Here is a 24,724-nt window from a genome sequence, read left to right as displayed (position 1 = left end):
GACGCGCCCAATGGTGCATCTACTGGGCAGGATTTCTGCTAGCGTCTATAACGTCACGCTAGGCGTTAGCAGGAAGCCACTCTATGCACTTTCTTCGCGTCATCATGCCCCTTCGCTACTTAACGTGGCTACTTAGCGGCTTCGGTTTTATCGCCTCGCTCGTGTTGTTTTGGCTCTACCCACTGATAGGCACCACGCCCGTATTAGTGCTCGGCGGCCTCACCTTATTGGGCGCGCTAGATTACTTTCAGAAGAAGCAGGCAATTCGCCGCAACTACCCAATTTTGGCGCACTTTCGCTTTCTTTTTGAATCGATACGCCCTGAAATCCGTCAGTACTTTCTCGAATCAGATACTGAGGAAATCCCCTTTTCTCGCGCACAACGCAACTTGGTGTATCAGCGCGCCAAAAATGTAGTCGATAAGCGCGCCTACGGCACCATGGCCAATGTCTATGGCGACGATTATGAATGGATCAACCACTCCATCCACACCAAACATATCGAGAACAATGACTTCCGCGTGACCATCGGTGAAGGCAATTGCGCCCAGCCCTACTCGCTTTCGCTGTACAACATCTCGGCAATGAGCTTTGGCTCGCTTTCCGCCAATGCCATTCTGGCGCTCAACAAGGGCGCCAAACTCGGCAACTTTGCCCATGACACTGGCGAAGGCTCGATCAGCCGTTATCACCGTGAGCCTGGTGGCGACTTAATCTGGGAAATTGGTAGTGGCTACTTTGGCTGCCGCCAGCCCGATGGCACGTTTAGCCCTGAGCGCTTTGCCGCAAACGCCGCCTCTGGCCAAGTTAAAATGATCGAAATTAAGCTTAGCCAAGGTGCAAAACCCGGCCATGGCGGCATCTTGCCCGCGGCAAAAGTGACTCAAGAGATTGCCGATGCGCGTGGCGTTCCAGTCGGTGAGGACTGCATTTCGCCATCGAGCCACTCAGCTTTTAATACGCCCATTGAGCTCATGGAGTTTATTGCGCAATTACGTGAGCTCTCAGGAGGCAAGCCCGTCGGTATTAAGCTTTGCATTGGCCATCCTTGGGAGTTTTTTGCTATCTGCAAGGCCATGATCAAAACCAATATCACGCCCGACTATATCGTTATCGATGGCGCTGAAGGCGGCACAGCAGCAGCGCCAGCCGAGTTCACCGATCATTTAGGCACGCCCATGCACGAAGGCTTAATACTCGCGCACAACACTTTGGTGGGGCTGAATTTACGCGGTCGCGTCAAGCTTGGTGCAGCAGGGAAAATCGTCTCTGCCTTTGATATTGCTCGCACCTTGGCCTTAGGCGCGGACTGGTGCAACTCTGGTCGTGGCTTTATGTTTGCTCTCGGCTGCCTGATGTCACAGACCTGCCATACCGGCCGCTGCCCAACCGGCGTAGCAACACAAAGCTGGTTGCGTCAACGCGCGCTAGACCCCGAAGACAAAGGTAATCGTGTCTATTATTTCCACCAAAATACGCTGAAAGCCTTGGGGGAAATAATAGGCGCAGCAGGTTTAGCTCACCCCAACTTACTTCGGCCGCATCATATTGTTCGCCGCGTATCGGTGAATGAAGTCGCGCTCGTGTCGGCGTTGGTGCCGTATTTGCAGCCAGGCGAATTACTCAAGCATTGCCCACAACATCCGGTCTATCAGTTGTTTTGGAAGATGTCACAAGCAGAGAGTTTTGATCCGGCCATCACTCCAGCTGAAGCGGCGGAAAGGTCGGCTGCGTTAGTTTAAATACGCGCTGCGTATTTTGCCAAAATGCCCGAGCTAATACCTCGGGCGACTCCGGCCTTAACTGGCAAAAAGCATCAAAAACTGCTGGCAAATAAGCCGGGCTATTGCGTACTCGTTCGCCGGTCTCACGGGGGCGGCCATCGCTATGCTGCTCACGCTGCGGCCAAGGCACCATATCTGGCGCATCGGTCTCAATGAGCAAGTGCGCTAAGGGTATTTGAGTGGCTATCTCGCGTAATTTTCGCGACTGTGGATATGTGAGCGGCCCGCCCAAGCCTAAACTCAGACCAAGCTCAACATAGGCCAGCGCCTCTTGCACACTGCCAGAAAATGCATGCACAACGCCGCCTTGCGAAAACTTCACACGCTTTAGGCTGCGCACAATATCAGCGTGGCAGCGGCGGGCATGGATAATTACGGGCTTGTTATACGCTTGTGCTAACGCCAGCTGAGCTTCAAAAAATCGCTGCTGCTTATGCCACATATCTGGCGTGATGAGTTCCGGCAAAAATCGATCGAGGCCGATTTCACCAACTGCGACAAGCTCAGGTGAGCTTATTAGCTGAGCCTCTAAGGCCTGTAAACTCGCTTCCTCATGTTCAGCGATATATATCGGGTGCAGGCCTAATGCGGGCCATAAGACTGGCTGCTTGGCGTGCGCGCAGAGCGCCATCAACGCCGGCCAACGCGGGGCCGCATATGCAGGCACCACAATGCCCATCACGCCCGCCTCGCTCGCTGCTTGCATCACCTGCTCACGATCACCATCAAACTCAGGCGCATCGAGATGGCAGTGGCTATCGAGCAAAGGCCAATGCACGTTAGCGCTCAGGCAAATAATCTGGCTTCAGCACATCACGCAGGCGGTCATAGCTAATAGTGATCGTCGGGGTACCCATGGAATACGGCCCGATGGCGTAAGGGTCATATTGTAAATCTAAGCCTTCAGGCGTTAGCAAAAACATCGATGTTGACTGAAATGGCCAGCCAGCATAGTTAAGCGGATCATCCTGCTGAACTACCCATTCGCGATGAACCCGACGGGCGATTTGCCAGAATTGCGTCTCTTTTTCGGGCAGCAAAATATCAGTCAAGCTCAGCGCGCGCTTATTGGCTCGATCGTAGTTAATCGTGCTAATAGTGGTCATGCCGTGAGCGCCGCCAGTGTAGCTATAGGCCAATACTTCGATCACCGAGACATCGCCAAGGCCGGGCAAAACACTGACTCGAAAAATCTGTTCCCAAGGTTCTTGAGCTTCCATGGCATCACGCAGAAAATCCTGCCCCTGCTTGCTCAGCGCAGCTTTTGTCGATAGTCCAGCAGGGGCATTGACCTGATCCAACACCAAGCTATTCAGCTCCGCATTGCGTGGAAACTCGATCCACTCGACCTCAAAACTAGCGCAACGATCGCCGCAGTCGATGCTGTCTTTTAGCGTAAAACGAATCGGATTGGTCGTAAGCGCAGGAGCAAAAGTAGCTGGCTGCTCAATCGCTTCAACGGCTGCCGTTGGCGCTACTTTTTCAGGCTCAAGCGCCGCATCAGGCTTACGCTCGCAGCCAGCTAATACAGCAACGGCGCACAGTGGCAATATCAGACGTAACGCTTGCATTAATGCTCTCGAGTAGGCGAAAAAATAATGTCAGGATAACGCTCTTGCATGATCTGTAAATTCACGCGTGATGGCGCCAAATAAGTTAAGTGGCCGCCGCCATCAAGCGATAATTGATCGTGTGCCTTTTTCTTAAACTCAGTAAGTTTGCGCTCGTCGCTGCATTGAATCCAGCGCACCGTAGAGACGTTAACCGGCTCATACACGCACTCAACTTTGTATTCCTCTTTCAGGCGAAAGGCGACAACATCGAACTGCAGAACGCCGACTGCACCCAAGATTAAATCATTGCTAATTTGCGGCATGAAAACCTGAGTAGCACCCTCTTCCGACAACTCTTTCAGACCTTTTTGCAGCTGCTTACTTTTCAATGGATCACGCAGGCGCACGCGGCGAAACATCTCCGGTGCAAAGTGCGGAATACCCAAAAACTGCAGGTTTTCGTTCTCGGTAAAAGTGTCGCCAATTTGGATGGTGCCGTGGTTATGCAAGCCGATGATATCGCCGGGCCATGCCTCTTCTAAATGCGCACGCTCACCCGCCAAAAAGGTCAGCGCATCGGCTACACGTACTTCTTTGCCTAAGCGCACATGCTGCAATTTCACACCCTTTTCATAGCGTCCAGAACAAATGCGCAAGAAGGCAATACGGTCGCGATGCCTAGGGTCCATATTGGCTTGAATTTTAAAAACAAAACCGGAGAACGTAGGCTCCGTCGGCTCAACTACGCGCTGCTGTGCTTTTCGTGCCAATGGCGTTGGTGCCCAATCAACAAAGCTCGAAAGCACATGATTGACGCCAAAATTACCTAAGGCGGTGCCAAAAAATACTGGTGTTTGTTTGCCTGCTCGAAATAGCTCAAGGTCAAAGCTATGGCTAGCGCCCTGCACAAGCTCAAGCATATCGCGTAGCGCAGCGGCTTGGTCACCAAGTGTCGAATCGGCCTCTGGGTTATTCAGACCATCGATGCAACGGTCAGGAATAATCTCGTGGCCATGACCTTGGGTGTAGAGATAGAAGCGATCTTCAACGAGATGGTAAACGCCTTTAAAGTCACGACCAGCACCAATGGGCCAAGTAATCGGCGCGCACTGAATGCCAAGCACCGACTCAATCTCATCGAGCAGTTCAATAGGGTCACGAATTTCGCGATCAAGCTTATTCACGAACGAGACAATTGGCGTGTCGCGTAGACGGCAGACTTCCATCAGCTTGACGGTGCGATCTTCAACGCCTTTGGCGGCGTCGATAACCATTAGCGCCGAGTCAACAGCAGTCAGCGTGCGATACGTGTCTTCAGAGAAGTCTTCGTGGCCTGGCGTGTCGAGCAAATTAATGGTGGCGTCGCGATAGGGGAACTGCATCACCGAGGTGGTGATGGAGATGCCGCGCTGCTGCTCCATAGCCATCCAGTCCGAAGTCGCGTGGCGATCAGATTTGCGCGACTTCACTGTGCCGGCAACCTGAATCGCCTTGCCCCAGAGCAGCAGCTTTTCGGTGATGGTGGTTTTGCCCGCATCAGGGTGAGAAATGATGGCAAATGTGCGGCGCGAGGCGACCTCGGCGGCCAGCTGTTCGGTAAAGCTCATGGGCGTGTGTTCGCTCGAAAAATCTAGCTAGACAGTATACGCCATCAGCACCGCATCCTCACTGCCCTGCGCATCGCGATAGTAGTTTCTGCGCAAGCCCATTTCGTTAAAACCCAGCGCGGTGTAGAGCCCGATAGCGCCAGTATTGGAGGCACGCACTTCCAGAAACCAGAGCGAAATACCTGTCGTCATAACCGACTCCATCAGGTGCAGCATAAGCAAGCGGCCATAACCTTTACCGCGCTCAGATGGCGCGATGGCGATGTCGAGCAAATGCGCCTCATCGACTATTTTTTGCACGAAGGCATAGCCCAGCAAGCGCTCATTTTCGTCACATAGCACGATGCCTTTATGCGCTGCTAGCGACTCTTCAAGGCCACGCATGGGCCATGGGCTAGGATGCGAAACTTGCTCGATGGCAAAAACCGCCGCTAAATCGGCAGCGCTCATATCGCGAAAATAACTTGTCATGGGAAGGTGCTTAGCGAGTCTCAGTGGGGCGTTAAATAGCGCCGTGCAGTTTGAGCATGAGCTCACGTTTGCGCAATGGCTCAGCGAGCAAAGCTTGAAGACTAGGCAGGCATTTATGCTCACTTGGCGCGGCCACACTCAAGTTTTCGCCAAATACAACACAGCTCATGTGTTCCGCGTGCTGTGTTTGCAACCATCCAGCCAAGGCCTCTTGCGCTACGGCTTGTGTGGCCGCCAAGCCAGGTATGGGCCAATGGAATTGCGCAGGCATGTCTGCCGCTTGGTGCTGCCATTGCTGCGCAGAGCAAATGGCAGCCCACAATCTCGCCTCTGAGCCCTCTAGTGCTGGCTGATTATCGAGATCAATCAGTGCGATATGCGTGGCATTTATGGGCACTAGCAGTAGGCTAAATCGCGCTACTAATGGCTTATTAGGCTGAGGAATGGGCGCTGATACAGGGGCTTGTGTTGGCTCAGTACTTTTTGGAAGCAACAGCACAGGTTCAACCGTTCGTGCAGCAGCACTAGGCTGGCCACCGCGCAGAGCCTCGCGGGCAGCTAATGCAGCAGCAGGCAAAGCTGCAGGTAGTGAAACACTTGGCGATGAAGCCTTTGTGACAGCAGAAGGCTTGATGCCCGCGGAGGTCGCCGCCAAAGCATTAGCGACAATAGACGACGAGCTGACCGAGGGTAAAACCGGCGCATCACATTCCACCGATGCCGCCGCGCCCGGCAAGGCCGAGCGTGCACGCAATAAATCCAAGCCTAAAGCCTGCAAATACGAACGCCGCCTCGGCTCATTTAATGCCTGTGCTTGCACGGCTTAAATTGCCTCGCCTTGTGGATGAGCACGCGATACACCGCCGCGCAGCAGATTCAGCGCATTCAAATAAGCTTTCGCACTAGCAATAACAATGTCGGTATCGGAGCCGTGACCATTGATAATGCGACCTGCCCGACTCAAGCGCACCGTCACCTCGCCTTGCGAATCGGTACCGCTGGTAATGGCGTTTACCGAATACAAATCTAGCGATGTACCTGAGTTCGCCACCGCCTCGATAGCTCGGAACGTGGCATCGACTGGGCCTGATCCAGTAGCCGTTACCACTTTATCAACGCCGTCCACATTCAAGGTCAGCTGTGCTTCAGGCTTGGTGCCAGTTTTCGAGGTAACCTCAAGACTGACTAATTTAAATACTTCTACGGCATTCGGTTGAGCATCACTAACCAAGGCGTGAATGTCTTCATCGAAAATTTCATGCTTTTTATCGGCTAATTCTTTAAAGCGCACAAAGAGTTGGTTGAGAGAATTATCGCTGCCCACCGGAATGCCTAGCTCATCGAGGCGAGCGCGAAATGCGGCACGACCTGAGTGCTTGCCGAGCACCATTTTATTCGCACCCCAGCCCACATCTTCAGCGCGCATAATCTCGTAGGTTTCACGATGCTTGAGCACGCCATCTTGGTGAATGCCGGACTCATGAGCAAAGGCGTTCGCACCGACAATGGCTTTGTTCGGCTGCACCGGAAAGCCGGTGACGCTTGATACCAAGCGCGAAGTCGGAACAATTTCCGGCGTCCAAATCGTGGTTTCCACTGGAAATAAATCAGGGCGCGTTTTTATCGCCATAACAATTTCTTCGAGCGCGGCATTACCGGCGCGCTCGCCGAGGCCGTTAATCGTGCACTCGACTTGGCGGGCGCCTTGCAGCACAGCCGACAACGAGTTCGCCACTGCCAAGCCTAAATCATTGTGGCAATGCACAGAGAAAATGGCTTTGTCGGCGTTAGGAATGCGCGCCAAAAGCTGGCCAACTGTGGCACCAAATTGGCCAGGAATAGCATAGCCAACAGTGTCTGGAATATTGATCGTGCGCGCGCCGGCATCAATAGCCGCTTCGATAATGCGGCATAGGAAATCGATCTCAGAGCGCCCTGCATCCTCACAGGAAAATTCAACATCTTCGACCAAATTGCGCGCGTACTTCACAGCACGCACAGCGCTTTCCAGCACGGCATCGGGCTCTTGGCGCAGTTTGTATTTCATGTGGATGGGCGAGGTCGCAATAAATGTATGAATACGCGAGGCATTAGCCGGCTTTAGCGCCTCTGCTGCGCGATCAATATCTTCAGCGCGAGCGCGTGATAATGAGCAAATACGCGAATCTTTCACCGCCGCGGCTACCGCGCGAACAGCTTCAAAGTCGCCCTGTGAAGCAATCGCAAAACCAGCCTCAATGACATCGACTCGCATGCGCTCCAGCGCTTTACCAATGCGCACTTTTTCTTCAAGCGTCATCGAGGCGCCGGGGCTTTGCTCGCCGTCGCGCATGGTGGTGTCGAAAATTATTAATTTATCTTTGCTCATCACATCACTTCCATTTTGAAAAGCTCGCCGACATTAGCCGACGCATGTATTCATTAGATAGTGAACGATCAGCAATAGGTTCTCAATAAACTATTTCTTTACTGAGTCGGCAAAACGCCATTTCAAGCATTATGTGTGCTTATCAGCGCCCAACTATTGAAATAAATTAAATACAATCAATGCACTGTAAACACTCCAGAAAAGCCGACATTCGTTCGCGTGTTTTTTCGCCAAAAATCTGTCACATTTTGACCAATATCTACGCAATCATTGCTAGTCTGCGCGCCTGATTTTTTGCACTTAACAGGTTTCGCTTTTATGTCATTCGCTTCAAAGCAATTGCCAACGCCCTGCATCACTTATCCAACGCAGCCAACGCTCCCGCACGACGTGGCGGCGATGTACGAGCGCCTCAGCCAAAAAACTAAAGAACCACAAGCTGAGCTAGCCACTGCATTAATCCAAACTGCCGCTGCAGAACTTATCGATACCTTTTTTGCTGACTTGCTAAACAAGCTTGTGGCAGCAGATGAGACCGAGCACAGCTATCGCGAAGCTCGCGCAGTGGTACGCGACATCAACGAAAAATTGACGCACTACCTAGGTTGGGCATCGAGCTTTTTTAGCAACGATCGCATCCGCCCTGCGGTCGCGCACTATCACAGCATGTTGTATATGCTGCCCGAGGCTGATGGCCTGCGCGGGCATATCGCGTTTAGTTGCTCTAATGACTTGGCGCAACGCATCGATGCCATGCTGCCGGCATTACACAACGGCCAAGCTGAGAATGCGCACGATGCCATTGAGGCGTTAATTGAAGTGATTGATGCCGCTATGCATGCGCTGCTGATCACGCCGAAAAAGCTGATGAAGTTTAACTTTGTCGTGGATAAGACCCTGAGCGGCGTTATCTCACTGACACAAACGGTGGCCTTCCGCAGCTTGCGCAAGCTTGCCCCGCATGTGCCTGCCGAGCACCAACCTATCCTCGCCGCGCACCTTCAGCGCGTGGTTAGCCTAGAGGCGGTTGCTCAAGTCGCTTAATGCCAAACTCCCTGCGCCACACTTGCTGCGGCGCAGGGAGCTCACATCTTCACACCTGCTTTAAACCTTCTCGGCGTGAAAAAACTGCTCAAGATGGTCCGCCACCACTGAAAAATGCTCCGGTGGCAGCTGAGTGCCGAGTTTACGAAAGCTGCGATAAGCCAAGGCCATGGTCACTGAAATTACGCCATTGAGCGTTTTATCCACGACAAAGTTAAACTTCATGCGCTGCTTGGGCACAAACAACAATGGCTGCAATGCCTCGTCGATGACGCGAATCAACACTTCCACACCAGGCCGCAAATCTGTCGTTGCAGGATCACGCAAATTCACTAGCGATGCTGCCGAATCTCGCGCTAATGCCTCGCTAATAGCAAAACATAAGTGCGCATGTGGGCCATCAACGGTGGGCATACGCACAATCAGAGTTTGATAATGCGCCACCACTGGCGCTAAGCGCTCATTGCTAAAAAATCCGGTAATCCAGCCCAAGTAATGCCGCGTCTTGCCTTTGATATCTTCAATAACGCCATGCGCTTCGCGGAAGCCCTCTTCGCCTGTCTCATCAAGCATTTGCTTAATGATATTGCCAAAAAAGGCATCGATGATGTCGCAAGAGGCATCGGTGATTAGACGGCCGGCGAGCTTCGCTTGTGAGTTTTTACTACCGCGCTGCAGATGATCATTAAGCACGGCAATTTCATCGGGCAAGGTGTCGCTAACACGGCAAGCAATATACGGTGGCGTAGGCATATTTACTGAGTCCTATCAAATAACTGCAGGCAAAAAAAAGCCCAGCTAAGCTGGGCTTTTTAACACAACTTACAGCAGCTTACATCATGCCGCCCATACCACCCATGCCGCCCATATCAGGCATTGATGGACCAGACTTGTCTTCTGGCGCATCAGTGATCATGCATTCAGTGGTCAGCATCAGGGCTGCAATCGACGCCGCGTGCTCAAGTGCTGAACGCGTGACTTTTGCAGGGTCCAAAATACCCATGGCCAGCATGTCGTTGTACTCACCAGAAGCGGCGTTGTAACCGTAGTTACCTGTGCCTTCTTTCACTTTATTGAGTACGACCGAAGCTTCTTCACCAGCGTTGGTGACGATTTGGCGCAATGGCGCTTCCATGGCGCGACGCAAAATGTTGATACCGGCATTTTGGTCTTCGTTATCGCCGCGCAGCGTTTCTAGCGCCGCAACCGCACGAACCAATGCAACACCACCACCAGCAACCACGCCTTCTTCAACGGCCGCACGAGTTGCGTGCAGCGCGTCATCAACACGGTCTTTCTTCTCTTTCATTTCAATTTCGGTAGCAGCACCGACTTTGATCACGGCAACACCGCCAGCCAATTTGGCCACACGCTCTTGCAGTTTTTCTTTGTCGTAATCAGATGTTGCTTCTTCGATCTGCATGCGAATTTGCTTCACGCGCGCATCGATTTCTTCGGCCTGACCAGCGCCATCGATGATGATGGTGTTTTCTTTCGATACGACAACTTTCTTTGCCGAACCCAAATCATTAATCGTGGCGTTTTCCAAGCTCAGGCCGATCTCTTCCGAAATCACCGTGCCGGCAGTCAATGTCGCGATGTCTTGCAACATGGCTTTACGACGATCGCCAAAGCCTGGGGCTTTCACGGCGCAAACTTTCACGATGCCGCGCATCGAGTTCACTACCAATGTAGCCAGCGCTTCGCCTTCAACATCTTCAGCAATCAGCAGCAATGGTTTGCCTGATTTAGCCACTGCTTCCAACACTGGAATCAGTTCGCGGATGTTAGAGATTTTCTTGTCGACCAAGAGAATGAATGGGCTGTCGAGTTCGGCCGTCATCGTGTCTTGTTTGTTGGAGAAGTATGGGCTGACATAACCACGGTCAAACTGCATGCCTTCAACCACTTCCAACGTGTCTTCGAAGCCAGAGCCCTCTTCAACGGTGATCACGCCTTCTTTACCAACGCGCTCCATGGCTTGTGCAATCAAATCGCCAATGGTGGTGTCGGAGTTAGCAGAGATCGAGCCAACTTGGGCAATCGCTTTGGTGTCGGTGCAAGGTGTCGAGATGTTTTTGATCTCGGCCACAGCAGCGCGCACGGCTTTATCGATGCCGCGCTTCAAATCCATTGGATTCATGCCAGCAGCAACAGCCTTCAAGCCTTCGTTGAGAATGCTTTGTGCCAACACAGTAGCAGTCGTGGTGCCATCGCCAGCGATATCGGCTGTTTTCGAGGCCACTTCTTTCACGAGCTGAGCGCCCATGTTTTCGAACTTGTCTTTCAGTTCGATTTCTTTAGCAACTGTCACACCATCTTTGGTGATGTGCGGAGCACCGAAGGATTTATCGATAACCACGTGGCGGCCTTTAGGGCCCAAGGTCACTTTCACCGCATCGGCCAAAATATTTACACCGGCAATCATGCGAGCGCGTGCGGAATCACCAAACTTTACTTCTTTAGCAGCCATGGAATTTACTCTCCCAAATTAGGTTAAAAAAACAGGGCTTAGCCCAGAACAGCAAAAATTTCAGACTCTTTCATGATCATCAGCTCATCGCCATCGATCTTCACGGTGCTGCCGGCGTATTGGCCGAACAACACTTTGTCGCCCACTTTCACATCTAGCGGACGCACATCGCCATTTTCTTTAATGGTGCCGTTACCAACAGCAAGCACTTCACCTTGCGATGGCTTTTCAGCGGCCGAACCAGGCAACAAGATGCCGCCAGCTGTTTTGGTTTCTTCTTCAACGCGGCGAATCACAACGCGGTCATGCAAAGGACGAATGTTCATAAAACCTCCAGGTTTTGGCGTGAAATAAATGCTCTTGCGAGCGGATATAAATCCGTGGCGCCTTAAAGATCGCCTTGTTGTCATAGGTGGGGGCGCAGCGCAGCGCTTCAAGGGCAAAGATGAAAATTTTTGCAGCAATCGTCGCCGATACGCGGCTGAGTCGTTAGAGTGTCTGCACATTAGATGAGAGCCGTCATGACCAAACGCGCCAATGCCGCTAAAGGCACCGAAACCAACACCTCCTTGATCGCCGCCTTTGGCCTACCCGCCGCACGCACCATGTTTCTTTTTGGCTTTGCCTCCGGCCTGCCATTTTTACTGGTTGGCGGTACGCTCTCGGTCTGGCTCAAAGACAGCGGCATCTCGCTAGAAAGCATCGGCCTAATAAGCCTCGCCAGCCTCGCCTACGCCTTTAAGTTTTTGTGGGCGCCCTTAGTAGACCGTTGGCAGCTGCCAGTTTTACGCAGGCTCGGCCGTCGCCGTGGTTGGCTGGTGTTTGCACAAGCCCTGCTGGCCTTATGTTTAGTGCTAATGAGCTTACTCTCACCTAGCGGCGGCTTAGCGCTATTTGTCTGCCTCACTGTAGTCGCCGGCTGGGCAGGCGCTACGCAAGATGTCGTAGTTGATGCCTATCGCATCGAAATTGCACCCATGGATGTGCAAGGTGCGCTAGCCGCAACCTATACGCTGGGCTATCGCATGGCACTGCTTGTTTCTGGCGCCTTGGCTCTGCTACTCGCTGACCATTTGCCGTGGTCATTGATTTATCAGGCCATGGCCACGATTGTCGTATTCACGATTGTCGTCACCTTATTCTCGCCAGAGCCTAAGCTCGAAGCCTCAGTCATGGTTGACGATGGCCAGCCACTATTGCGCTCACTGGCCAGCAGCATCGTCGGCCCATTCCGTGACTTCTTCTCGCGCTATGGCGGCTCGCTCGGCTGGGGCCTGCTGCTGTTTATCGGTCTATTCAAAGTCTCAGATCAAATGCTCGGCGTCATGGCATTACCGTTTTATCTAGATGTCGGCTTCACAAAAACCGAAATTGCCGGCGTGTCGAAGCTCTTTGGCGTGTGGGTAGGTATTGCAGGCGCGTTTATTGGTGGCGCCGCCGTCGTGCGCTACGGTGCTCACCGCATGCTGTTGGTAGCCATCTTGCTCGGTGCCGCCAGTAATCTCCTCTATGTTGTATTGGCGCTATTTCCGGGCAATTTAACCGTGTTTGTCGCCGTTATCGGCGGCGAAAATCTCTCTGGCGGCTTTTTAGGCTCGGTCGCAGTGGCGTGGCTATCGGCACTAGTCAGCCGCGAATACACCGCCAGCCAATATGCCCTCTTTAGCTCATTGGTCGCGCTACCCGGCAAACTCATCGGCGGCGTTTCCGGCTTTATGGTCACCGGCATGGGCTATTCCGGCTTCTTTATCTTTTCAACAGCCGCAGGCGTGCCGGCATTGCTGCTGTATTTGTGGCTATCGAAGAAATTACCCAGCGAAACAGTCTCGATAACGACGGCCACAAAACCGCTCAAAGAATAAGCCGGCAATGATGAACGGCTATTAAGTGCCGACAAATGGTAGATTTCACGAATAGCCTTGGGCGTAGCATCACAAAAGTGCAACAAGATGTTGCGCAAGTAGCAACAGAGCATACGCTCTGCTGAGTTTAGGCTTTGGCCTGCTCAGACAATTGGTCGATATAAGGAAATCAATAATGAAAATTAAATCTTTAGCACTGGCTATCGTAGCCGCTGCCGGCACCACCACCGCTTTCGCAGGCGGCTTTACGCTCAGCGAGCAAAGCGTTTCTTCCATGGGTACTTCTAACGCAGGCCGCACTTCTAATGCTGTTGATGCTTCAGTGGTATTCAACAACCCAGCCGCCATGGGCGAGCTAAAAACAGCGCAATTTACGCAGGCTGTCGCGTTTATTGATGCTAAGACTAAGATTAAGAATGTAAATGCTCCACTTGGTGGCACTACAGATGGCAATATCGTTCCACACACCTTTATTCCATCAGGCTATTTCACTTCGGGTGATCAAGGTGGCTGGGCTTGGGGTATTGCTGCATACGGTAGCTATGGCCTGAAAACCAATAACGAATCAACTTTTGCTGGTCGTCACTTGGGCGATAAAAGCTCGGTTGAAGTCATAACAATTCAACCAGCGTTCAGTTATCAGATTAATGACAAGGTCAGTGTTGGTTTTGGCCCAACTATCAATAAAGTTGAGGCTCTGTTAACCAAAAACGTTTCTAGTGTCCCAAATATTGGCGGAGGCTTACCCGGAACTGTACTTGGAACCAATACCCTAGAAGGCGATGATATCGGCTATGGCTACAACTTCGGCATTCATACCAAGCTTAGTGAGTCAACATCCGCCGGTATTGTTTACCGCTCTAAAGTTAAATACAAAATAGATGATGGCACCCTAGAAACTACTGGCACTGGCTTTAATTTCGGCGGCGGGATAGTTGGCGCAGCGGGCACCTACTCTGCAAGTACTAGCCTCACAACACCCGAAAGTGTAGAGGCATCAATAAGTCATAAAGTAAATGCTAAAAATACTGTTCACGCTGGCGCAACCTGGACGCGCTGGAGTCGCCTAAAAGAGCTTTCAGTACAAACATCAAACCCAATTGTAGGCACAACAGTTGAAACCTTTGAGTGGAAAGACAGTGTTGGCTATGCAGCCGGCTTAACACACGCTTATGACGACAAGCTGACTTTGCGTGCAGGATTAGCTTATGACAACACACCAGTTGCACCAGAGCATCGTAGCGTGCGCTTACCAAGCGCCGATCGCTACATTGCTAGCTTAGGCGCCGGCTACAAGCTCAGCCCAACCCAAACAATCGATGCTTCTTACACATATGTACAAGAGGAAACAGCCGAAGTGCGTCAAGCAGCATCGGCCTACTCAGCCGACTACCGCAACCGTGCTAGCGTTTACGGCCTGCAGTTCACTCAGCAGTTCTAAGCCTAGCCAGTTAAATGCATCGCGGTTAAACCACGATGCATTGGTCTAAAAAAGCCCGACTTTGGTCGGGCTTTTTGCTTTCTCGGCTACTGCCCACTGGTCATCAACACCATGGCTTGCAATACTCGGTGACTATTCAGTTCTAATAACAAAAGACAGCGGCAATCACAGCCCGCGCCGACCGGAGCCCTTATGAAAGGCCAAATGCAGCAGACGCCATTATCTATTTCTAGCCTTATCGACTTTGCTGAACGCTTCCATCCCGATGTCGAAATTGTCAGCCGCCGCGTTGAGGGTGATCTCCATCGCAGCTCATTTGGCGAGTGTGCACAGCGTGCACGTCAGGCCGCCAATGCCCTCGATGAACTGGGTATCGCACAAGGCAACCGTGTTGGTACATTGGCATGGAATGGCTATCGCCATATGGAGCTTTACTACGGCGTCTCAGGCAGTGGCCGTGTACTACACACCATCAATCCGCGTCTGCATCCCGAGCAAGTCGCCTACATCGTCAATCATGCCGAAGATGAGGCTGTGTGCTTCGACATGACATTCTTACCCATCATTAAAGGCATTGCCGCGCACTGCCCTGGCGTAAAAGCCTGGATAGCACTCTGCGATGCCGAAGCACTGCCCAGCGATACTGGCCTGAGCAATTTAATCAGCTATGAGGCGTGGATTGGCAAGCATTCCAGCAGCTACACATGGCCCGTGCTCGATGAAAACGACGCTTCTTGCCTGTGCTACACCAGCGGCACCACCGGCAATCCCAAAGGCGTGCTCTATAGCCACCGCTCCACCGTGCTGCACGCCTATGCCGGCGCCCTACCCGACGCGCTCAACCTCTCATCACGAGATGTCGTATTGCCGGTCGTACCCATGTTTCACGTTAACGCCTGGGGCATTCCGTTCGCCGCGGCCGCTGTTGGCTGCAAGCTAGTCTTCCCCGGCCCTGCCATGGACGGTAAATCCATCCATGACCTCCTCGAATCAGAAGAGGTAACTTTTGCCGCTGGTGTGCCCACTGTTTGGCAAATGCTGCTGTCGTATATGGCCGATGCCAAAGTCGGCTTTAGCACTTTGCGCCGTACCGTAGTTGGCGGCTCTGCTTGCCCGCCAGCCATGATCAAACGCTTCCGCGATATCTACGATGTCACCGTGCTACACGCATGGGGCATGACCGAAATGTCGCCCTTAGGCACTGTATGCTCATTGCGCAAACATCATCTAAAACTCTCACCCGATGAGCAGTTGAAGATTCTCTGCACGCAAGGTCGTCCTGTATTTGGGGTGGATTTGAAAATTGTCGATGACGAAGGTAATGCCCTACCTCACGATGGCAAAGCACAAGGCGAGCTACTAGTCCGCGGCCCATGGATCATCCAAAGCTATTTCAAAGGTGAAGGCGGCGACCCGCTAGTAGACGGCTGGTTCCCCACTGGCGATGTCGCCACCATCAACCCTGAAGGCTATTTACTGATCACCGACCGCAGCAAAGACGTCATCAAATCTGGCGGCGAATGGATTAGCTCTATCGATGTGGAAAACTTAGCCATGGCTCACGATGACGTGGTGATGGCCGCCTGCCTCGGCATGCCTCATCCAAAGTGGGACGAGCGTCCGATGCTAGCTGTGGTGAAAAAGCCCGATAGCTCGCTCACTTCTGCTGAACTGCTGGCTTTCTTCGAAGGCAAAACCAGCAAATGGCAAATCCCCGATGACGTTGTATTTGTCGACGCCATCCCGCTTGGTGCTACCGGCAAAATGCAAAAAGTGAAGTTACGTGAGCAACTCGCTGGCTACACATTGCCAGGAGTTTAAGGTACACGCCAAACGTACAGAGCAACTGCTTTATGTTTGGCGCAGCACGCATTGAGTAACCATTTCGCTCTTAATGTACGAATAAAAAGGCCGGTCATATGACCGGCCTTTTTACATTCAGCTCACTACTTATGAAGGCTTTTTAGCATTCTTATCTTTCACCAAGAACGCTGCCAATGCTGGCAAGACAAAGATGGCGCCAAGCATGTTCACCAAGAACAAGAACGCCAGCAAGATGCCCATATCGGCCTGGAACTTCAGCGCTGAGAATGCCCAAGTACCCACCGACACACTCATGGTAATCGCGGTAAAGATCGCCGCAGTACCACGCTGCTGAAGCGCTTTATGGAAGGCACTAGGCAGATCGTCGCCATCAGCCATTGCATGCTTCATACGCTCGAACAGATAGATGCCGTAGTCAACACCAACGCCCACCCCAAGCGCCACCACTGGCAAGGTCGAGACCTTCAGGCCAATGTCCAATGTTGCCATCAAGGCATTACAGAGCACAGCCACAATTGCCAATGGCACCACGATACAAAGTACAGCTGCGATCGAGCGGAACTCGGCATAGCACAGCAGAGAAATCGCCGCGAACAACAGCATTAGCATGATGGGCTCAGCTTCATCAACAGCTTCGTTAGTCGCCGCCATGATGCCCACGTTGCCACTGGCTAAGAGGAAATCGATGTTCGGCTGCGGGTTAGCCGCCGTGTAATCTTTCACTTCTTGGATGATGTGCGTCAGCGTTTCACCTTGGTGATCCTTGGTGAAAATAAGCACCTGCATAACGCTACAGTCGGTGTTCAACAAACCAGTCCCGGTATCAATCGGGGTTACCGACTGCGCCAACACGGCTTGGTTACGCGAATGCACACGCCAACGTGGATTACCCTCGTTCCAGCCGGCGTTGACCACTTTCGACAAGCCCGCCAATGAGATCGTGCTTTGCACGCCATTCACATCGCGCATGTAATTTTCAAAGCGATCGATAGCATCCATGACCGGGAAATTGGTGCAAGCGCCATCGATATCTTTACTCTTCACAATCACTGATAAGACATCGACGCCGATCGAAAAGCTATCGACAATTGCTGCCACATCTTTGTTATAGCGCGAGTCATCACGTAGCTCGGGAATGCCCTTGCCCAAGTCACCAGTTTTCATATTGCGCGACTGTATGGCAGCACCGGCCATCAATATTGCCGAGACGATCAGCACCACCACAGCGGCCTTTGGCGTAGCAAACACTTTGATGCGCGACCACATCCAATCGCCGCGATCATCGCCACCTTGGCTTTGCAGCTTCGCCGTTTCTTTTGGCGATAACTTTAAATATGACAGCAGAATGGTCAGCAACATTTTGTTGGTGATGATCATCACCGCCACACCAAGGCTGGCTGTGATGGCAAGTTCACGCACAATATCAATGGCGATAAACACGATCACCATAAAGCCAACAGCGTTAGCCAGTAGTGCCATAGCGCCAGGCACAAAGAGCTTAGCAAATGCCGAGCGTGCTGCTTCTAGCGCGCCGTGACCAGACACTACCTCCAGCTTCCATGCGTTAGTCATCTGCACTGCATGACTAACCCCGATAGAGAAAATCAGGAAGGGAACAAGAATGGATAACGGGTCAATACCAAAGCCTATCAGCGGCAAAATACCGAGTAGCCAAACCACCGGTACCGTGGCGCATAGCAACGCTAGGCCAGTGATTTTTGCCGAACCGGAGTACCACAACAGCAGCAATGCAGTGATGAAAAATGCCACCACGAAAAACACCAATACACCTGCAGCGCCTTGAGCAATATCGCCCACTGCTTTAGCAAAGCCAATGATGTGAATGTCTACATTGTCGTTGGCGTATTTAGTGCGAATATCCTCAAGCTTTTTCGCAACTACTTGATAGTCCAGCTTCTTACCCGTTGTCGGGTCAACCTCTAACAGCGAAGAAGAGATCATCGCGCCTTGAAAATCGTTCGACACCAAACGCCCAACATGACCGGACTTAAGTACGTTGCCTCGAACCTGCTCTAGGTCTTCTGGTGTGCCTTGGAAAGTCGCTGGAATAACGTTACCGCCAGCAAAGCCCTCTTCCACCACCTCAATAAAGCGTACGTTCGGTGTAAATAGCGATGTCACTGTAGCTCGGTCAATGCCGGGCAAAAAGAACACCTCATCGGTGACTTTCTTCAGTGTGTCGAAAAACTCAGGGTTGTAGATGTCTTTGCCATCTTTGGTACGCAGCGCAATCAATACGCGGTTGGCACCACCGAAAGTTTTTTGATACTCCGTAAAGGTTTGCATATACGGATGTTCGAGCGGAATCATCTTGGCGAAACCAGCATCCACCCGTAGCTGTGATGCCGACATCCCCAATAAAACTGTCATGGCCGCAAACAGGCCGAGGAAAAACTTACGATGCCCAAATAACAAATTAGACAGTGACTGAACCAAACCATGCATGCTCATAAATATCGTCCTGGTCAGTTAAAGCTAATGGGATGAGCGCCCTGCTCACCGAAGGCAGTCGCGCCGGTAGCAGTTTCCATTACCGAAGTCAGCATGGGGCTACCTTCGATTTTTGATTGGCTAAAAGTAAGTCCGCCATCGCGGCTACTTAAGACCTCACCACTTTGACCCACGAGCAATAGCTGGCCGCTCTCCGATAGCGTGGAGCCGAAGAGAGACGTTGTCACTGGACTATTAATTTCGACAAAGCTCAAGCCGCTGTCGGTGCTGCGCACGATCTTGCCGCGCATGCCGTAGCCAACAACTTCCGTTGCACCAACCGAGTTAATACCAAACAGCGTGCCGTCATATGGAGACTTGATAGGCTGCCATGTGACGCCGACATCGGCCGAGCGCAGCACAGTACCAAGCTCGCCAACGATCACCAAAGTGCCATCACCCAGTTTCGCAATGGCATTTAAGTGACGATCGCCGCCCTCAGGCAAAATCATGCGCGTTTCCCACGTCTTGCCGCCATCTTTGCTTTCCATGAACAAGCCATAAGCACCAATGGCAAATGCATGGTCGGCATCGACAAAGACAACATCGAGCAACGGTGTTTCATACTCAGGATCATCATGCGTGATGCTCCACGTCAAACCGCCATCATTGGTCAGTAAAACGATTGAGTCGTGCCCAACAGCCAAACCGCGCTTGGCATTAAAAAACTTCACGCGCGTTAGTGTGGTTTCAGTCGGTGACTTAATCGATTGCCAAGCCGCATCTGGTGTTGCTTGCCGGAAAATACGTCCGCGCTCGCCAACACCAATGCGCAAGTCATCAATCTCCGCGACCGACATCATCATGGTAGTTGTGAGCTGCACTTCGGTGCTGGGTAGCGGCGGCCCTGAACGATGCGAAAATGCATAGCTCAGGGTAGCGGCGACAAACACCAGAAATAACGCCGGAATGGCTTTCGACATAGTCACGCTTCCTTAATTTAGCAATCTGCTTAAGTTATTATCGTGTACCCATAGAGCGTAAGCCCGACGGAGAAAAGTCCGACGCGTTACGCGAAATACGGCGATACACCTTCGACTCTTCGTTAACTAAACCCATTGCTAGGTAACGGCCCGACTGCAAGTCGTGATGCACTTCAGCAGTGGGGTTGATACCTGGAATATCATAGGCCTGTAACACATGTTGCTCTGCAACGCGCCAAAGTTGACCACGACCATCGTAGGCATCAGTAGCTAAAATCGTCCAAGAGTCCTCATCAATGTAGAAGGTGCGGCGGCTATAGATATGGCTGGTGCCATCCTTCAGCTTGGCTTCGACTACCCACACGCGGTGTAACTCATAACGTGCGTGATCTGGATTGATGTGACCTGGGCGAATAATGTCGCTGATCTTAATTTTGTCGCTGCCTAGATCATAAGAGTTGTAAGGCACATAGATCTCTTTTTTCCCGACAAGAGTCCAGTTATAGCGATCAGTGGCACCGTTAAACAGTGTGAAATCGTCGTTTGTTCGTAAACCATCCGCTGCAACCCCCGGATTGTCATAGGCAACGTTGGGCGCTAAGCGCACGCGACGCTGGCCAGGGTTATAGCTCCATGCCTGACGTGGGTTTTTGATTTGGTTTATGTACTCATGAATAAGCAGTACTTGGCCTGCCAAACGTGCTGGCGCGGTGACTGTTTGCAAAAAGTTTGTCAGCTTATTGTCTTCACGATCAGCCGGTGATTTACGTAAGTTGTTGTAATGAAAGTCGTACTCATACTCAAACCGTACGGGGGTATAGCTGCCGCTTGTCGTCACAGCCACCTGCTGGTTACTAACGGCGAAGCTATCACCACGATAAGCGGTGATGTGATTGAGCATGGGCTCAACCCCTGTTTTTGGAATAGGGAAAGGCACACCAACCGAGGCGCCATCAAAGCCGTTGCCGCCTGGCGCTAATTTCACACGCGTGGCATTAGCCTTTGATGCCTCATAAATAGCTTGTGGATAAGCCGCTGTACGATGCGTGGGATATACATTCATCTTCCACGTTGGATATTTCTTCAGCAGCGCCTGCTGACCCGCAGTGAGGTTAGCTGCATATTGACCCATATTGCTTGCGCTAATAGTGAACTTTGCTTTTTCACCGGCAAATGGATTCGGGTAGTGATCACCCTCCTTAAAGCCCGCAGGCGCCTTGGTGATGCCACCGGTCCATGCCGGAATAGTACCGTCGGCATTGCCTGCCTTCTCAGCACCCACCGGTGTTAACTCTCCGCCCAGCTTTGCGGCTTCATCAGCACCGACCGCTAAAGCAGAGCTGCCAATAATGCTTAGCGCAGCGGCTAAGGCAAGTTTAGAAAAATTCATAATAGCTCCGTGTATTTTAGTTATTAAAAGGAGTAGCTGAGACTAGCCGCGACAAAATCGCGATCTATGCTGCTGTTGGTAATACTTTCGTAGTTTTTACTTTGGCCCGTAGGCAGGTTTGTCGGCCCAGGCAGGCTGCAGGCTACAGCTCCTTGGTTTGGAGCACCGACAACTGGAGCCAATACTGTACCTACGACAGGAATCTGACTAACAGCACCTATCACTGGCAGGGCAGACTGACAGTCCGTTCCTTTCAATACTCGCCCTCCGAAGAAGTTGGTATATGACAGATCCGCGCTCCATACTTGGTTATAAACCGCGTTTACGCCCAGTGAAATTGAGTGCGAGCCCTCATTAAAAAACTGGCTCACCCCCTTCAGGTCGCCAGCATAGACAATACGTGGCAGCAAGTTCACACCTGAAAACACATTGGCATACTCCAAGCGACCAATCAGACGCACACCAAAAGATGCTTTTGTGGCATAGCCCTCATCGCCAGGCTGGGCTGAACCATTGGCAACAACAGCATTTGGATAAGGGAAAGCAACAGGTACTCCTGCGGCGCGAACTTGCCCATTTTGAGCAGATGGCAAATACACACCAGGACCGTTGAATTTAATACCATCGGGCAGGTCTTGATAAAATGCTGCTGCCTCAAACAGCGTAATTGCCTGTGTCGCGCCCAGCACATTTGGAATCGCCTTAATGGCTAAAATTTGTAGTTGATGCGCCTCAACTCGGCGATAACCACTGATTTCAGTCCCTGGAGCAGGATCATCAGGAGCACCGGCTTGGTTTGGTAAGCCCAAAGCTGCCAACGTTAATTCTGTCGTACTAATTTGCACAGGGAGGTTAGGTCGATAGGAATACTCACCACTCAATGCAATACCTAATGGTCCCGGTGTACTAAAGCTAAGACCAAAGAGTTGAATATCCTCTGGATACTCAGCAAAAACTCCTGCCGTATTTGCATCTCGCAAGAAAGGCGCTGCGCCATTTTGTGGCGTCCCTGCAATCGTGCTCGCAAGTGGCAAGCGGCTATGGTAATTGATGCCATAAAAGCCGAGCTCAGTTTCACCAACTAGCCAGCGCAATGCCGCACCAAATTGCCCACTGTCTTTCGCATCACGATCTGGGCCACGAGGAACCGCGGATGTATCAGCAGAGGCAGGACCAGGATTGGCAGGCCCACGATCAGGCGTACGCCCAAAGCCAGTAAATGCCTCTCGACCTCCAGGGCTAAACACATCAGTAGTACTGAAAAATGTTCCGAATGGATCAATTTCAAAGTGTTCCCATTTCAGCTGATAAAAAGCCTCAAGGGTGACGTCATCAGTGATTTGTTGTGATGCATAGACCATTGGTACTGGAATAAATGCCTCTTTCAGCTCCGAGCCTGGAACCCGCAAACGCTGAAGGTCGATCGGGTTAATGACATTGACCCCACCCTGAATCAGCGCACCCTCCCCCCAGCTCACAACTTGACTACCTACCCGAAGGTTCAAATTACGACCCGCGATATCAAAGCTATGACGCAAGTACCAATCGTAAGCCTGCATATCAAAGTCAAGGCGCTTATGTGCCTCTAAACCAAGCTCATCTTTATTTTGTGCGGCTAGATCAGCAGCGTAGCCAAAACGAACAAAAAGCCCTGTTTTACCATATGACAAATCAACGTCATGGCTAGCTTTTAAAACAGTCGAGACAACTTCGCCTTTCTTATAGTTTATGTTGCCACTGTCTTCGTTAACGCTCCGTGAGGTGCCGCCATTCGCGATACCTACGACGCGAGGGTCTGGATCCTCAGTTCGGATCAAAGTCCCTACGGAGAGTGATGTATCAAAGACAAATGTACCGTCACCATCGGCGAAGTCGAAGCGCGCCGCATGGCTAGGCAGTACCAGAGTGCATGAGAGTAGTGAAATAGCGCAGGCTAGCGGTTTACGGCGGAGGGCGCGTGCGATCATGGCGAATACCTTTTATTATTTTTTATGGGTGTTCAGCGCCTACTTATACATACGTAACAAGGTGTTCACAACGAACAAAAACCTAATTGTTCAAATAACAAACCAATCAAACTTTTGTTTACTTTTAGCGCATGCCACCTTGGCGCAAGGCATTTGGTGAAAAGTCTGAAGACTTGAATCGTTCAGCGCGATAGACACGAGGCTCCTCATTTATCAATCCAGATACAAGATAGCGTCCAGACAGTAAATCGTGATGCACCTCCGCAACTGGCAGTAACGCTGGGATATTATGTGCCTGCACTGTGTGCAGTTCGGAAACGCGCCAGAGCTGATCGCGCTGATCATAGGTATCCGCAACCATAATGCTCCACGAATCTTCATCGACGTAAAATGTGCGCCGGCTGTAAAGATGACTAATGCCTGCCTTCAACCGAGCCTCTACGACCCAAACACGGTGCAACTCGTAACGCGCGGGCGCCGGATTAATATGACCGGGCATAACGATGTCACTTATCTTCAACTTATCACTGCCTAGTGCGTAAGCGTTGTATGGCACCAGCAGCTCTTTTTTACCCACTAACGTCCAGTTATAACGATCCGTCGCGCCATTAAACAAGGTGATGTCATCGTTCGTTCGTAGGCCATCGGAAGCTGCGCCTGGGTTGTCGTAAGCCACATTAGGGGCTAGGCGCACACGGCGCTGACCAGGGTTATATGTCCACGCCATACGTGGATTCTTCACTTGATCAATATACTCATGTACCAACAACGCCTGCCCCGCTAAGCGTGCTGGTGCGGTGATTTGCGAAATCACATTGATGAGCTTATTGGGCTCGCGCTCAGCAGATGACTTTGTTTGATTGTTGTACTGAAAGTCATACATTGTCTCGAAACGTACCGGCGTGTAGTCGCCAGAAACTGTCACGGCAGCCTGCTGACTACTCACAGAGAAACTATTGCCCCTATATGCAGTGATGTGATTCCAAATCACCTCCACACCAGAGGCTGGTTGCGGAAATGGCACACCGCTGCTTGTGCCAACAAAACCATTCCCTCCATCGATCAAGCTAACACGCTTAATATTTGCCGCAGAATCGTCATAAACCGACTGAGGGAACGCCGCACTGCGCCGTGACGGATATACGTTCATCTTCCACGTCGGATACTTCTTCAGCAATGCCTTCTGACCAGCCGTAAGCTGTGTGGCATAACTCGCCATATTGCTAGCAGTTACCGAATACAGCGGCTTATCGCTGGCATATGGGTTGGGATAATGATCCCCTTCCTTAAAGCCTACTGGTGACTGACTAATACCACCCGTCCACGCCGGTATAACACCTGAAGCATTCGCCGCTCTCTCAGCACCAATAGGCGTAAGACCGTTTTGCTCCAATACATTGGCGGCCCAAGCACTTGGCATCGTCAATAATATTAGGCCACAACTAAAGGCTACTTTAGTCACTGTACGCATAGCGCACTCCCAATAAGCAAATATAAGAAAGCCAG

General features: G+C 51.7%; 19 protein-coding genes. 5 read left to right on the top strand and 14 right to left on the bottom strand.

Features of this window, described 5'->3' with window-relative positions; translation table 11 throughout:
• The first annotated feature begins 83 nt into the window (after positions 1–83).
• Positions 84–1,742: an FMN-binding glutamate synthase family protein gene (locus ACFQ0F_RS00150; RefSeq protein WP_379067752.1), complete on the top strand. Its 1,659-nt coding sequence runs from the start codon at positions 84–86 to the stop codon at positions 1,740–1,742.
• On the opposite strand, the gene ACFQ0F_RS00145 is transcribed toward ACFQ0F_RS00150, so the two are convergent.
• Genes ACFQ0F_RS00145 through ACFQ0F_RS00120 form a run of 6 tightly spaced genes read right to left on the bottom strand, consistent with a single transcriptional unit; the run spans position 1,699 to position 7,783 of the window.
• Entirely contained in the window at positions 1,699–2,562 is an 864-nt protein-coding gene (locus ACFQ0F_RS00145; RefSeq protein ID WP_379067749.1) for a TatD family hydrolase, read from the bottom strand. The genes ACFQ0F_RS00150 and ACFQ0F_RS00145 overlap by 44 nt on opposite strands.
• A 1-nt stretch (position 2,563) precedes the next feature.
• Positions 2,564–3,355, bottom strand: a complete 792-nt coding sequence (locus ACFQ0F_RS00140) for an RsiV family protein (RefSeq protein WP_379067746.1) — start codon at positions 3,353–3,355, stop codon at positions 2,564–2,566.
• On the bottom strand, positions 3,355–4,944 hold the full coding sequence (locus ACFQ0F_RS00135) for a peptide chain release factor 3 (RefSeq protein WP_340675172.1): 1,590 nt from the start codon (positions 4,942–4,944) through the stop codon (positions 3,355–3,357). The genes ACFQ0F_RS00140 and ACFQ0F_RS00135 overlap by 1 nt, the downstream gene beginning before the upstream one ends.
• 27 nt (positions 4,945–4,971) lie before the next feature.
• A complete protein-coding gene (gene rimI, locus ACFQ0F_RS00130; RefSeq protein WP_340675171.1) occupies positions 4,972–5,415 on the bottom strand; it encodes a ribosomal protein S18-alanine N-acetyltransferase in 444 nt (147 codons plus the stop codon).
• A 31-nt stretch (positions 5,416–5,446) separates the two neighbouring features.
• Entirely contained in the window at positions 5,447–6,235 is a 789-nt protein-coding gene (locus ACFQ0F_RS00125) for a hypothetical protein (protein WP_340675170.1), read from the bottom strand.
• 3 nt (positions 6,236–6,238) lie between these two features.
• On the bottom strand, positions 6,239–7,783 hold the full coding sequence (locus tag ACFQ0F_RS00120) for a 2-isopropylmalate synthase (RefSeq protein WP_340675169.1): 1,545 nt from the start codon (positions 7,781–7,783) through the stop codon (positions 6,239–6,241).
• 318 nt (positions 7,784–8,101) lie between these two features.
• Here ACFQ0F_RS00120 and ACFQ0F_RS00115 point away from each other — a divergent pair, with 318 nt between their 5' ends.
• A complete protein-coding gene (locus tag ACFQ0F_RS00115) occupies positions 8,102–8,827 on the top strand; it encodes a hypothetical protein (RefSeq protein ID WP_379067740.1) in 726 nt (241 codons plus the stop codon).
• 60 nt (positions 8,828–8,887) lie between these two features.
• Here ACFQ0F_RS00115 and ACFQ0F_RS00110 read toward each other — a convergent pair whose 3' ends face one another.
• The 3 genes from ACFQ0F_RS00110 to ACFQ0F_RS00100 form a co-directional block, all read right to left on the bottom strand.
• Positions 8,888–9,580 carry a hypothetical protein gene (locus ACFQ0F_RS00110; RefSeq protein ID WP_340675167.1) on the bottom strand — a complete coding sequence of 231 codons (693 nt, stop codon included), beginning with the start codon at positions 9,578–9,580 and terminating at the stop codon, positions 8,888–8,890.
• 79 nt (positions 9,581–9,659) lie between these two features.
• Entirely contained in the window at positions 9,660–11,300 is a 1,641-nt protein-coding gene (gene groL / locus ACFQ0F_RS00105) for a chaperonin GroEL (protein ID WP_340675166.1), read from the bottom strand.
• A gap of 38 nt (positions 11,301–11,338) precedes the next feature.
• Positions 11,339–11,626 carry a co-chaperone GroES gene (locus ACFQ0F_RS00100; RefSeq protein WP_340675165.1) on the bottom strand — a complete coding sequence of 96 codons (288 nt, stop codon included), beginning with the start codon at positions 11,624–11,626 and terminating at the stop codon, positions 11,339–11,341.
• A gap of 195 nt (positions 11,627–11,821) precedes the next feature.
• Between ACFQ0F_RS00100 and ACFQ0F_RS00095 the strand changes: the two genes are divergently transcribed.
• From ACFQ0F_RS00095 to ACFQ0F_RS00085, 3 genes are all read left to right on the top strand, one after another.
• Positions 11,822–13,162 (top strand): AmpG family muropeptide MFS transporter, encoded by a 1,341-nt coding sequence (locus tag ACFQ0F_RS00095; protein ID WP_379067735.1) that lies wholly within the window; start codon positions 11,822–11,824, stop codon positions 13,160–13,162.
• 175 nt (positions 13,163–13,337) lie between these two features.
• Positions 13,338–14,603, top strand: coding sequence for an OmpP1/FadL family transporter (locus ACFQ0F_RS00090; RefSeq protein WP_379067732.1), 1,266 nt, complete (start codon positions 13,338–13,340; stop codon positions 14,601–14,603).
• 192 nt (positions 14,604–14,795) lie between these two features.
• Positions 14,796–16,424, top strand: a complete 1,629-nt coding sequence (locus tag ACFQ0F_RS00085; protein ID WP_340674559.1) for a 3-(methylthio)propionyl-CoA ligase — start codon at positions 14,796–14,798, stop codon at positions 16,422–16,424.
• Between the two features lie 129 nt (positions 16,425–16,553).
• On the opposite strand, the gene ACFQ0F_RS00080 is transcribed toward ACFQ0F_RS00085, so the two are convergent.
• The 5 genes from ACFQ0F_RS00080 to ACFQ0F_RS00060 all read right to left on the bottom strand — a co-directional run bounded on the left by ACFQ0F_RS00080 (position 16,554) and on the right by ACFQ0F_RS00060 (position 24,689).
• The gene (locus tag ACFQ0F_RS00080) at positions 16,554–18,899 is read right to left on the bottom strand and encodes an efflux RND transporter permease subunit (RefSeq protein ID WP_379067728.1); all 2,346 of its coding nucleotides are present in this window, start codon (positions 18,897–18,899) and stop codon (positions 16,554–16,556) included.
• A gap of 14 nt (positions 18,900–18,913) precedes the next feature.
• Positions 18,914–19,861 carry a WD40/YVTN/BNR-like repeat-containing protein gene (locus tag ACFQ0F_RS00075; RefSeq protein WP_340674557.1) on the bottom strand — a complete coding sequence of 316 codons (948 nt, stop codon included), beginning with the start codon at positions 19,859–19,861 and terminating at the stop codon, positions 18,914–18,916.
• Positions 19,862–19,898: 37 nt separating this feature from the next.
• The gene (locus tag ACFQ0F_RS00070) at positions 19,899–21,251 is read right to left on the bottom strand and encodes a DUF1329 domain-containing protein (protein WP_379067724.1); all 1,353 of its coding nucleotides are present in this window, start codon (positions 21,249–21,251) and stop codon (positions 19,899–19,901) included.
• A gap of 23 nt (positions 21,252–21,274) precedes the next feature.
• A complete protein-coding gene (locus ACFQ0F_RS00065; RefSeq protein ID WP_379067722.1) occupies positions 21,275–23,218 on the bottom strand; it encodes a DUF1302 domain-containing protein in 1,944 nt (647 codons plus the stop codon).
• A gap of 124 nt (positions 23,219–23,342) precedes the next feature.
• Positions 23,343–24,689, bottom strand: coding sequence for a DUF1329 domain-containing protein (locus ACFQ0F_RS00060; protein WP_379067719.1), 1,347 nt, complete (start codon positions 24,687–24,689; stop codon positions 23,343–23,345).
• Between the last annotated feature and the right edge of the window lie 35 nt (positions 24,690–24,724).

Origin of the sequence: Paraperlucidibaca wandonensis, assembly GCF_042677145.1 — a bacterium.
GTDB classification, from domain to species: Bacteria; Pseudomonadota; Gammaproteobacteria; order Pseudomonadales; family Moraxellaceae; genus Perlucidibaca; species Perlucidibaca wandonensis.
This window is presented reverse-complemented; position numbering and strand designations above follow the sequence as displayed.

Excerpts from the sequence above, each read along its gene's own strand:
- ACFQ0F_RS00150 (WP_379067752.1), top strand. The coding sequence starts at position 84 with ATGCACTTTCTTCGCGTCATCATGCCCCTTCGCTACTTAACGTGGCTA.
- ACFQ0F_RS00140 (WP_379067746.1), bottom strand. The coding sequence starts at position 3,355 with ATGCAAGCGTTACGTCTGATATTGCCACTGTGCGCCGTTGCTGTATTA.
- ACFQ0F_RS00135 (WP_340675172.1), bottom strand. The coding sequence starts at position 4,944 with ATGAGCTTTACCGAACAGCTGGCCGCCGAGGTCGCCTCGCGCCGCACA.
- rimI (WP_340675171.1), bottom strand. The coding sequence starts at position 5,415 with ATGACAAGTTATTTTCGCGATATGAGCGCTGCCGATTTAGCGGCGGTT.
- ACFQ0F_RS00120 (WP_340675169.1), bottom strand. The coding sequence starts at position 7,783 with ATGAGCAAAGATAAATTAATAATTTTCGACACCACCATGCGCGACGGC.
- ACFQ0F_RS00115 (WP_379067740.1), top strand. The coding sequence starts at position 8,102 with ATGTCATTCGCTTCAAAGCAATTGCCAACGCCCTGCATCACTTATCCA.
- ACFQ0F_RS00110 (WP_340675167.1), bottom strand. The coding sequence starts at position 9,580 with ATGCCTACGCCACCGTATATTGCTTGCCGTGTTAGCGACACCTTGCCC.
- groL (WP_340675166.1), bottom strand. The coding sequence starts at position 11,300 with ATGGCTGCTAAAGAAGTAAAGTTTGGTGATTCCGCACGCGCTCGCATG.
- ACFQ0F_RS00100 (WP_340675165.1), bottom strand. The coding sequence starts at position 11,626 with ATGAACATTCGTCCTTTGCATGACCGCGTTGTGATTCGCCGCGTTGAA.
- ACFQ0F_RS00095 (WP_379067735.1), top strand. The coding sequence starts at position 11,822 with ATGACCAAACGCGCCAATGCCGCTAAAGGCACCGAAACCAACACCTCC.
- ACFQ0F_RS00090 (WP_379067732.1), top strand. The coding sequence starts at position 13,338 with ATGAAAATTAAATCTTTAGCACTGGCTATCGTAGCCGCTGCCGGCACC.
- ACFQ0F_RS00085 (WP_340674559.1), top strand. The coding sequence starts at position 14,796 with ATGAAAGGCCAAATGCAGCAGACGCCATTATCTATTTCTAGCCTTATC.
- ACFQ0F_RS00080 (WP_379067728.1), bottom strand. The coding sequence starts at position 18,899 with ATGAGCATGCATGGTTTGGTTCAGTCACTGTCTAATTTGTTATTTGGG.
- ACFQ0F_RS00075 (WP_340674557.1), bottom strand. The coding sequence starts at position 19,861 with ATGTCGAAAGCCATTCCGGCGTTATTTCTGGTGTTTGTCGCCGCTACC.
- ACFQ0F_RS00070 (WP_379067724.1), bottom strand. The coding sequence starts at position 21,251 with ATGAATTTTTCTAAACTTGCCTTAGCCGCTGCGCTAAGCATTATTGGC.
- ACFQ0F_RS00065 (WP_379067722.1), bottom strand. The coding sequence starts at position 23,218 with ATGATCGCACGCGCCCTCCGCCGTAAACCGCTAGCCTGCGCTATTTCA.
- ACFQ0F_RS00060 (WP_379067719.1), bottom strand. The coding sequence starts at position 24,689 with ATGCGTACAGTGACTAAAGTAGCCTTTAGTTGTGGCCTAATATTATTG.